General features: G+C 66.3%; 8 protein-coding genes. 1 reads left to right on the top strand and 7 read right to left on the bottom strand.

What is annotated here, in order from left to right; all coding sequences use genetic code 11:
* The 6 genes from CLG85_RS26185 to CLG85_RS26160 all read right to left on the bottom strand — a co-directional run.
* A partial coding sequence (locus CLG85_RS26185) for a DUF4381 domain-containing protein (protein WP_260350281.1) occupies positions 1 to 428 on the bottom strand: 428 nt, incomplete at its 3' end.
* A complete protein-coding gene (locus CLG85_RS26180) occupies positions 425 to 1,402 on the bottom strand; it encodes a DUF58 domain-containing protein (RefSeq protein ID WP_095884265.1) in 978 nt (325 codons plus the stop codon). The genes CLG85_RS26185 and CLG85_RS26180, both read right to left, overlap by 4 nt.
* A 10-nt stretch (positions 1,403 to 1,412) precedes the next feature.
* Positions 1,413 to 2,417: an AAA family ATPase gene (locus tag CLG85_RS26175; protein WP_260350280.1), complete on the bottom strand. Its 1,005-nt coding sequence runs from the start codon at positions 2,415 to 2,417 to the stop codon at positions 1,413 to 1,415.
* A gap of 24 nt (positions 2,418 to 2,441) precedes the next feature.
* The gene (locus CLG85_RS26170; protein ID WP_235865501.1) at positions 2,442 to 3,425 is read right to left on the bottom strand and encodes an HAD family hydrolase; all 984 of its coding nucleotides are present in this window, start codon (positions 3,423 to 3,425) and stop codon (positions 2,442 to 2,444) included.
* Between the two features lie 97 nt (positions 3,426 to 3,522).
* Positions 3,523 to 5,091 carry an arylsulfatase gene (locus CLG85_RS26165; protein WP_095884077.1) on the bottom strand — a complete coding sequence of 523 codons (1,569 nt, stop codon included), beginning with the start codon at positions 5,089 to 5,091 and terminating at the stop codon, positions 3,523 to 3,525.
* A 1,359-nt stretch (positions 5,092 to 6,450) separates the two neighbouring features.
* Positions 6,451 to 7,392 (bottom strand): hydrogen peroxide-inducible genes activator, encoded by a 942-nt coding sequence (locus CLG85_RS26160; RefSeq protein WP_260350279.1) that lies wholly within the window; start codon positions 7,390 to 7,392, stop codon positions 6,451 to 6,453.
* A gap of 106 nt (positions 7,393 to 7,498) precedes the next feature.
* Between CLG85_RS26160 and CLG85_RS26155 the strand changes: the two genes are divergently transcribed.
* Complete coding sequence (locus CLG85_RS26155) at positions 7,499 to 9,013, top strand: catalase (RefSeq protein ID WP_260350278.1); 1,515 nt, start codon at positions 7,499 to 7,501, stop codon at positions 9,011 to 9,013.
* A gap of 83 nt (positions 9,014 to 9,096) precedes the next feature.
* Here CLG85_RS26155 and CLG85_RS26150 read toward each other — a convergent pair.
* Positions 9,097 to 9,688: DUF6456 domain-containing protein (locus CLG85_RS26150; protein ID WP_260350277.1), on the bottom strand; the 592-nt coding region annotated here is incomplete at its 5' end.

The following is a 9,688-nucleotide window of genomic DNA, read 5'->3' as shown; positions in this document are numbered from 1 at the left end:
CGGCGCAGCTCGGGTGACGGGGCGGCCGCCGGGTCGCGGTAGGGCGCGCGGCGCAGCTCCTCTCCGGCGGTGTCGGGAAAGCGGCTCTTGCCCGTGCGCGACAGGAAGGCCGTCCAGTCGGCCCCGGTGAGCGAGGCAACCTCGGCGCGCGGAAAGGCGGCGAGCGCGGCGCGACGCAGGATGGCGGCGAGCTCGGCGGTGGTTCCGGCCCGGCCCAGTTCGGCCAGCGCGGCACGGCGGTAGGCGTTTGCCACGTGGCGGCGGTGCCCGCGCCAGAGCCCCCAGAGGGCGAGCACCGCAAGCAGCACCGCCAGCGCAACCCAGCCCCATGTCTGCGGCACCAGAGATACCGGCTCGGGCGGCACCGGCTCGATCAGCTGGTTGATCAGCCCGACGAGGCTTTCGGCGTCCGTCCCCTCCTCGTTCATCGCGGCCCGAGCCCCAGCAGGCGGCGCATCTGCGGCAGGGTCTCCTCTCCCGCCGAGAGCGGCAGGATCGCCACGCCGAAGCGGCGCTGCCAGTCGAGCACATCGGCGAGCCGCCCCTTCGACATCTCGATCAGCCCCTTGCGGGTACCGGGCGCGGCGGTGTCGATCTCGGCCTGCAGCGCGCCGTCGGTGACGATGAGCTTCAGCCCCGCCGGGATCTCGCCCGCGCTGGGATCGGTCACCGGCACGAGGATCAGGTCATTGTGCCGGGCCAGCCCCGAGACGATACGGTCAGTCTCGGCGTCGATGCCGTCGAAGTCGCTCAGCACGATGATCAGGTGGTTGCGGCTGGCAATCCGGGCGACGGCGCGCAGCACCCGTGTCAGGCCGATGGGGGCGACGTTGGGCGCCTCGGCGTGCAGCAGCCCATTCGCCTCGGAAAGCGCGGTGAGGAAGCGGTTGAGCGCGGCGCGGCTGCGCTGCGGGCGGACCTCGGCGATCATCTCATCGCCGAAAACGATGCCCCCCACCCGGTCGCCCTGATCGAGGATGCGGTAGGCGGTCATCGCGGCGGCCTCGGCGGCGGTGACGGATTTCATCGCGCGGCGGGTGCCAAAGAACATCGACATGCGCTGGTCGACGACGATCAGCGCCGGGCGGTCGCGCTCCTCGGTCATCACCCGGACATGGGGCGTGCCGGTGCGGGCGGTAACCTTCCAGTCGATGGCACGGATGTCATCGCCGGGCAGGTAGTCGCGCAGCTCCTCGAAGTTGAGCCCGCGCCCGCGCAGGCGCGAGGCGTGGCGGCCGTTGAGCACCGATTGCGCCGGCTGGCGCGGCAGGAAGCTGAGGCCGCGCGCCGGACCCTCAAGGCTGCGCAGGTAGGCAAGATCGGTGTGGATGCGCGGATCATCCGTGACCTGCGGGGCCTTGCGCAGGGTGCCGGTGCGGATGCGGGCGGCGCGGTCCTTCATCTTGCCTCCTTCAGGGCAGCGCCACCTGCCGGACGATCTCGGCAACCACCGCGTCGGGGCTGATGCCCTCGCCCTGCGCCTCATACGACAGGCCCAGCCGGTGGCGCAGCACGTCGGGCACCACGGCGCGGATGTCCTCGGGGTCGACGTAGTCGCGGCCCGCCAGCCAGGCATGGGTGCGACCGCATTTGTCGAGCGCCAGCGAAGCGCGCGGGCTGGCGCCGACCTCGATCCAGCGCTTGAGATCATCGCCGAACTCGGCGGGCACGCGGGTGGCGTTGACCAGATCGGCGATGTAGCGCTCCATCTCGGGGGCGACGCGCAGCGCGGCGATCTCGCGGCGGGCGGCGAAGACCGCCTCCTGCGGGATCGGGGCGTGGGTCTCGGCGGCGGCGGCCGCGGCGCCCTGCTGCGCGGCGATCTCCTCGGCCCGCACGAGGCGGATCACCTCGACCTCGTCCTCGACCGGCGGATAGGTGATGTTCACATGCATGAGGAAGCGGTCCATCTGCGCCTCGGGCAGCGGATAGGTGCCCTCCTGCTCGATGGGGTTCTGCGTCGCCATGACCATGAACAGCGGCTCCATCTTGTGGGTGGTGCCGGCGACGGTCACCTGCCGCTCCTCCATCGCCTCGAGCAGCGCCGCCTGCACCTTGGCCGGGGCGCGGTTGATCTCGTCGGCCAGCACGAGGTTGGCAAAGATCGGCCCCGGCTCGAAGCGGAACTCGCCGCCGCCTTCACCCTGATAGTAGACCTCGGTGCCGGTGACATCCGAGGGCAGCAGGTCGGGCGTGAACTGGATGCGGGAGAAATCGCATTCGAGGTTGCGCGCGAGCGCCTTGATGGCGCGGGTCTTGGCGAGGCCCGGCAGCCCCTCGACCAGCAGGTTGCCATTGGCCAAGAGGCCGATCAGCAGCCGCTCGATCACCTCGCGCTGGCCGATGATCGCCTCTCCCATGCGCGCGCGCAGGGCGCCGATCTGTGCCCGCGCGCCGGTGTCCGTCATGCCTTCCATCGTGCTGTCACCTTTCGCGCGGGCTTACTCGCCCGGGAACACCTTGGCCCAGTCCTGCGCCATGTCGACGATTGTCCAGCCAAGCCCCGGCCCCTCGTCGAGGCCGCGGTTCAGCGTGCCGATATGGCCCTCGCGGTCGTAGGCGAACTCGCGCGCCGCATCGGTGTGATGCACCAGAAGGCCATAGCTCGGCCCCGCGCCCGAGGTGGTGTATTGCAGCATGGCGAAGTCGCCGTCCGAATTGCCCGCGGCGAAGATCGGCTTGCGACCGATGTGCCGGGCGATGCCGACCGGCTTGCCCTCCTTGTCGTCGATGAAGGTGACGCCGCCGTTCTTGGTCAGCATCGGCAGCCCGTCGACCACCTCGAAGGCGGTGTTGCCCTCGGTGCCGACCACCTGCCAGGGCGGGATGCCATAGGCGTCCTCGGAGAAGGCGCGGATGAAATCGATGCCGCCGCCCGAGACGATATAGGTGGTGAACCCCTCGTCGCGCAGATAGCTCAGAAGCTCGAGCATCGGCTGGTAAACCATATCGACGTAAGGCTTCTTCGTCGTCGGATGGGTGTAGTTCGTGAGCCAGTCGAGCGCGTCGGCCTGAAACTCTTCGACGGTCAGCCCGGAATGCGAGACATTGATCACCTCGAGCAGCCCGTCCATGCCGGTGGCAAGAATGCCGCCGACGTCGCCCTTGGCGCCGGCCTTCAGCGCGTCGGTGGTGAGGATGTCCGGATCGACCTTGGCCTTTTCCTGCAGCACATCCAGCGCGTAGAGCCCCTGGAAGTAGACTGGCTGCTCGGTCCAGAGCGTGCCGTCGTTGTCGAAGGTGGCGATGCGGTCCTCTTCGGGGACATAGGCCTCGGAGGTGGGGTCGGTCACGCTCTCGACGAACGCGATGATCGACTGCTTGGGGCCGGTGTCGTTCCACGAGGGCAGCGGGTCGGCAAGGGCGGAGCCACCGGCGAGAAGCGCCACGGCTGCGACGCCCGCGAGAAATCTCGGATGCATCATGAGGACAATCCCTTTGCCGGCATGGGGTCGTGCCCGCCCGGCGATAATCTGGAATGGATCGGGAGGGCCGGCACCGGCCCTCCCCAAGGCGTGCGTCTTATTGGCTGCCGAGGCTGTTCAGGCTGTTGTTCAACTCTTCCTGGATCTGGTCGATCGAGAAGCTGTCCGGGCGCTGCGACGGCGGGAACTCCTTGAAGGTCTCGAAGAACTTCGCAATCTCCATCGACGCGGGGGCCACGAGGTAGGCGTGATCGCTCAGCCAGTCCCAGTAGGTGTTCGAGGTGATGTCGGCCCGCTCGTAGGGGTCGGCACGCAGGTCGAACATCTTGGGCACGCGCAGTTCGGTGAAGGGTTCGGCCCAGACGGCCATGGTGCCCTTCATGCGCTGCTCCTTGAAGACCACCTTCCAGTTCTCGTAGCGCAGGCCGACGATTTCGCCGTCGTCGTTGAGATAGAAGAACTCGTCGCGCGCGCCCTCGTCGGTCTTGCCGGTGAGATAGTCGAGCTGGTTGTAGCCATCGAGGTAGTTCTTGTACTCCTTGCCGTCGATGGTGGTGCCGGCAAGCAGGCGCTCCTTGATGTCGGTGTCGCCGACCGCAGCCATCAGGGTCGGGAACCAGTCAAGACCGGAGAAGATGTCGGTGTAGACCGTGCCGGGCTCGATGACGCCGGGCCAGCGGATCAGCGCGGGCACGCGGTAGGCGCCTTCCCAGTTGGTGTTCTTTTCCGAGCGGAAGGGCGTGGTGCCGGCATCCGGCCAGGTGTTCTGGTGCGGCCCGTTGTCGGTGGTGTAGACGACGATGGTGTTGTCGGCGACGCCGAGCTCGTCGAGCGCGTCGAGCACCTCGCCCACGACCCCGTCATTCTCGACCATGCCATCGGCATATTCGGTCGGCGCGGTCAGCCCCGGCTCGCTCCGGTTCTCGGCGCGGACGTGGGTTTTGTAGTGCATCCGCGTCGTGTTGTACCAGGTGAAGAAGGGCGTGCCCGATTCCACCGCGCGCTTCATGAAGTCGATGGCCCCGGCGGCGGTTTCCTCATCCACCGTTTCCATGCGCTTGCGGGTGAGCGGACCGGTGTCCTCGATCTCGCCGTCGGCATAGGAGTGCAGCACGCCGCGCGGGCCGAAGCGCTCGCGGAATTCCGGGTCCTTGGGATAGTTGAACTGCTCGGGCTCCTCTTCGGCGTTGAGGTGATAGAGGTTGCCGAAGAACTCGTCGAAGCCGTGCGCCGTGGGCAGGAACTCGTCCCGGTCGCCCATGTGGTTCTTGCCGAACTGGCCGGTCGCGTAGCCGAGATCCTTGAGCGCCGAGGCGAGCGTCGCGTCCTTGGCCTGCAGGCCCGCGTTTGCGCCTGGCAGTCCCACCTTCGACAAGCCCGTGCGCAGCGTTGACTGGCCGGTGAGGAAGGTCGAACGGCCGGCGGTGCAGCTCTGCTCGGCGTAGTAATCGGTGAACTTGGCGCCCTCATTGGCGATCCGGTCGATGTTGGGCGTGGTGTAGCCCATCAGGCCGAAGCTGTAGGTCGACAGGTTCGTCTGACCGATGTCATCGCCGAAAATCACCAGGATGTTCGGCTTTTCGGCGCCAGCATCCTGCGCCCAGGCCGCCGAGCACAAGGCCATCGCGGAACTGACGACAAGGGCCGTCAACATTGTCCGTTTCATGAAAATCTCCCTAAAAATCAGTTCGAAAGCGAAACCACTTAAAGCGCCCGGCTTGCTCCGGCTGAGCGTGTCTCCGGTCCTTTCTTTGGCGTCTCGTCCGACCCGTAGAACATGGGCGGGCCGAGGTCCGGGCGTACAAATTTTCGTCGATGCGAGGCCATTTTCACGGGGGCGCCTGCATCATGCGGCCAGTATTGGGTTGCCCTAGGGTAAATGCAACCATGTCATTGCGTTTCATCGAATTATAACAGTCTTGTGGCGAAGCCTTGCCGACCTCGTGCAGGTCTGAGACTGGATTGCGGCGCGAACCCGCGCCAGCGTCCCTCGCGCGCCATATCAAGCCCGTAATCAGCCATTTTTCCCGTGTCGCGGTCTTCGCCCACAACGTCGAGTCGCAAGGTGAAGACACCGCCTTGAGGCAGGGTCATTCTTACGCTGCCGTCCTCATTCATCGCGCCGGTATAGATGGCCGCACCTGTGTCGCCCGGAGGACGAAGGAAGACGTGTTCGAACCGCTGTTATCTCCGCCTACTAGGATCCGCTCGAATAAGAGCCTCAGCCCGACCCTCGCGGTCGGGGAGCGGTCCGCGACCCCACGCCCGATGATCGCGCCGTGGAGGGTCGCCCCAGGGCGACCCACTCGATCCGGCTGGTCGCTTCCGGCTGGGAAAATCCGAGGCTCGCCACACGCAGAAGTGTCAGGAAAAATGCCAGATAGGCGCGCGCAAAGCGACTCATGCCAGCCCTTCTCCGATGATCAACAGCGCCAATTTGCACCACCTTAAGATGTAGAATAGCGCGAATTTCACTCGTTTTGGGCGATCTTGGCTGACAGAAATGCGTTTCGACTTCACATTTTGGAAACACCGCGTTTGCAGCAAGCAAGGCTTCGCCATTCTATCGGCAAGATTTAGCCCATGATTTCCGTACATTACCTTGCGGCAATGCAGCAAGGTGACCAGTTACCTCGGTGAAACACAAAAATTCCGGGATAGCGGGGGCGGACAAAGCCTGTATTCTGACCCTGTTACCAGTCTGACGTCATTTAGAATCATTTGTTGTTACGAGTCCCGCTAGGTCGACCAAGCGTCTTTGCGGCTCGGCGTTAAATTTTCCCTCAACGCCGGGCTTCCCCAGGAAGGGAGCCGCGTCCCAAGGCTCCAATCCTCAAGTCCCGAACCGTCTCTGCCTGCCCATGGTGTCCTCGTTTCCCCAGCGATCATGGCCGGGGCGGAGGAGACGCTCAAGGACCAAGAAGCCGCGCAGCTTTCTGCGCGGCTTCATACCTGTTTATGAAAGCCCGGTTTTCAAAAGCCCTGCTTCCTAAAGGGCGTGTCCGCCTCTCGGCATGGCGCGCCCTCAACCTTCCGCCGGAGCGATCTCCGGGCTCTTGCGAACCCCCTCGACCAACCCTTCCCCCACGGTCTGCAGTACGTCCGCCAGCTCGGTGAACCAGCCCTCACGGTGGTTTGACGCGCGGCGCGCCAGCGCCACGATCCGCGCCGGCTGCGGCGCCCCGAAGCGCCGCAGCCGCATCCCCGGCGAGGCGCGCAATTCGGTCAGCGCCGCCACCTCGGGCATCAGCGTCAGCCCGAAGCCCGCGGCCACCAGCCGCGACAGTGTCGAGAGCGAGGTCGCCCCCATGTTGATCCGCGCGTTGCCCCTGCCCCGGCCGCAGACCGCCAGCGCCTGATCGGTCAGGCAATGGCCGTCCTCGAGCAGCAGGAGCTGGCTTTCCGCCAGGCCCTCGGGGCTGGGCACGCCGCTGATCTGCGCGAGCCGCGCGGCGCTGCCGGCAAGCAGGAAGCGGTCCTCGAAGAGCGGCAGCACCTCGATCCCCTCCTCCTCGATCGGCAGAGCGACCAGCGCCGCGTCGAGCGCGCCCTCGGCGAGCCGGGCGAGCAGCGTCTCGGTTTTGGTCTCGGTCACCTCGACGTCGAGCGAGATGTCCTCGGCGCGCAGCGCCGCCAGCGCCTCGGGCAGGAAATAGGGGGCGATGGTCGGAATGACGCCCAGCGACAGCGTGCCGGTCAGCCCCCCACGCCGCCGCGCCGCATGTTCCAGCCCCGCGACCTCGGCGAGGATGCGCTCGGCACTTTCGAGCACCTCGCGACCGAAGGGGGTCAGCACGACGTCGCGCGCCTGCCGCTCGACGAGGGGGCCGTTCAGTGCCGCCTCGAGCTCGCGGATCTGCACCGAGAGCGCGGGCTGCGAGACATTGCAGGATTCCGCTGCCCGGCGGAAGTTGCGCTGCGCGGCGAGGGCACGGAAATAGCTGAGCTGGCGGATGGTTACAGGCATAAGAAATTCCTATCACTTTGACAGGAATCTGCAATTGGGAACTTATATTCGCCCCTCTAGTTGATCGCTCACAAGGGCATTCCCGCCTCAATCCACGGAGGACGTCATGAGCAAGCGACTGACCACATCCGCCGGCGCGCCAGTGCCGACGAACGAAACCTCGGCCACGGCGGGTCCGCGCGGCCCGGTGCTGCTGGAGGACTACCAGCTGATCGAGAAGCTCGCCCACCAGAACCGTGAGCGCATCCCCGAACGGGTGGTCCACGCCAAGGGATGGGGCGCGCAGGGCACCTTCACCGTCACCCATGACATCAGCCAGTACACCTGCGCCAAGATCTTCTCGAAGGTCGGCAACAGCTGTGACATCCTCTCGCGCTGGTCCACCGTGGCGGGCGAGCAGGGCGCGGCGGATGCGGAGCGCGACGTGCGCGGCTTTGCCCTGAAGTTCTACACCGACGAGGGCAATTGGGACATGGTGGGCAACAACACCCCCATCTTCTTCATCCGCGACGCCTACAAGTTCCCCGACTTCATCCGTACACAGAAGCGCCATCCCAAGACCAACATGCGCTCTCCCGAGGCCATGTTCGACTTCTGGGCCGGCCAGCCGGAGTCGGTGCACCAGGTGACCATCCTGATGTCGGATCGGGGCATTCCCAAGAACCCGATGCACATGCATGGCTACGGCTCGCACACCTATTCGCTGTGGAATGCGCAGGGCGAGCGTTTCTGGGTGAAATTCCACTTCCGCTGCCAGCAGCCGATCGCGAATTACACCAACGAGCAGGCCGAGAAGATCGTCGGCGAGACCCGCGAGAGCTTCCAGGAAGATCTCTACAATGCCATCGACTCCGGCAATTTCCCTAAGTGGGAGATGAACATTCAGGTGATGCCCGAGGAGCAGGCGGCGGAGCTCGACTTCAACCCCTTCGACCTGACCAAGGTCTGGTCGCACAAGGACTTCCCGCTGATCCCGGTGGGCATGCTCGAGTTCAACCAGAACCCCGAGAACTATTTCCAGATGATCGAGAACGCCGCCTTCTCGCCGTCGAACAAGGTGCCGGGCATCGGCTATTCGCCGGACAAGATGCTGCAAGGCCGGCTCTTTGCCTATGCCGACGCGCACCGCTACCGGCTCGGCACCCACTACGAGGCGCTGCCGGCCAACGCGCCGAAATGCCCCGTCCACAACTACCACAAGGACGGCGCCATGCGCTTCTTCCCGCCGCAGACGGGCCATATCGACGCCTACTACGAGCCGAACCAATACGAGGAAGCGGCCAAGGCGGACCCGTCGGTCATGGAACCTCCGCTGAAGATCTCGGGCGATGCCGACCGTTACAAGCAGGAAGACAAGGATGCCGATTACGTCCAGCCCCGAGCGCTTTATCTCGAGGTCCTCGGCGATGACGAGCGAGCCCGGCTGCACCTCAACATGGCCCGCGCCATGGCGCCGATCTCTGATGGTGTCCGCGAGCGCTGGTACGCGGTGCTGGAGCGGGTGCACCCGGACTATCTTGCCGGCGTGAAGAAGGCCGCCGCAGACCTCGAGAGTGGCAATATCGACGACTACCCGGGCATCCCGGTCACTGACGAGACCCCGGTGCGCGCGGCCGAATAAGCCAACTGCCGCGGTGAAGGACGATGGGGGCGAAGCTGCCAGCTTCGCCCCCTTTTTCCATGCGCGGGCCGGGCACCCGCCCCTCAGCCGATGAGCCCGCCACCCGAGGATTCCAGCGCCTCGTAATGCCGGTGTAGCCGCTGCAGGGCGATGCGCAGCACCACCTTACCCGAGCGCGCCGCCCAGCCCATGGTCCGCTCGGTCTCCTCGAGCCCCTCGAGATAGCAGCAGCAGCGCAGCGCCACGTCGCCGAGCCCCGGCCCGAGGTCCCGAAGCGCGCCTGTGAAGCGAACGCGCGCCGCCTCGGCGCCCTGCGGCGGCTGCGCGGCAGCCCCCGGCTTCACCCCCGAGGTCAGGAAGTGATCCCAGTTCTGGGTGGTCCGCGGCCCCATCTGCGCCAACTCGAAATCCTCGCGCAGCCGCTCACCGGCGCGCACCAGCGCCTCGTCCAGGAAGGGTTTGCCACCCCGGTCGCGCCGCCGCCCGAGCGAGGCCAGAGGGCTTTCGGTCACCGCGAAACGCCGGCGGCCGCGGGGGTCGGCCTCTTCCTCTGCCAGCGCCGCCTCGGCCGCACGCCCGCTGTCGAAGCCGGCCTGCGCCTCGGCAAAGCCGCGCAGCCGGCTCTCCTGCTCGGCCATCAGGTGCCCGAGCCGCGCCGCGCCCGCCGCCGGCTGG

The sequence above is a fragment of the Alloyangia mangrovi genome (genome assembly GCF_002300555.2).
GTDB lineage: Bacteria > Pseudomonadota > Alphaproteobacteria > Rhodobacterales > Rhodobacteraceae > Salipiger > Salipiger mangrovi.
The sequence above is the reverse complement of the archived record's forward strand: the minus strand, read 5'-3'. Positions and strand labels throughout refer to the sequence as shown.

Bases quoted from the DNA above. Each gene is read 5' to 3' on its own strand.
- CLG85_RS26180 (WP_095884265.1), bottom strand. From the start codon at position 1,402: ATGAAGGACCGCGCCGCCCGCATCCGCACCGGCACCCTGCGCAAGGCC.
- CLG85_RS26175 (WP_260350280.1), bottom strand. From the start codon at position 2,417: ATGGAAGGCATGACGGACACCGGCGCGCGGGCACAGATCGGCGCCCTG.
- CLG85_RS26170 (WP_235865501.1), bottom strand. From the start codon at position 3,425: ATGATGCATCCGAGATTTCTCGCGGGCGTCGCAGCCGTGGCGCTTCTC.
- CLG85_RS26165 (WP_095884077.1), bottom strand. From the start codon at position 5,091: ATGAAACGGACAATGTTGACGGCCCTTGTCGTCAGTTCCGCGATGGCC.
- CLG85_RS26160 (WP_260350279.1), bottom strand. From the start codon at position 7,392: ATGCCTGTAACCATCCGCCAGCTCAGCTATTTCCGTGCCCTCGCCGCG.
- CLG85_RS26155 (WP_260350278.1), top strand. From the start codon at position 7,499: ATGAGCAAGCGACTGACCACATCCGCCGGCGCGCCAGTGCCGACGAAC.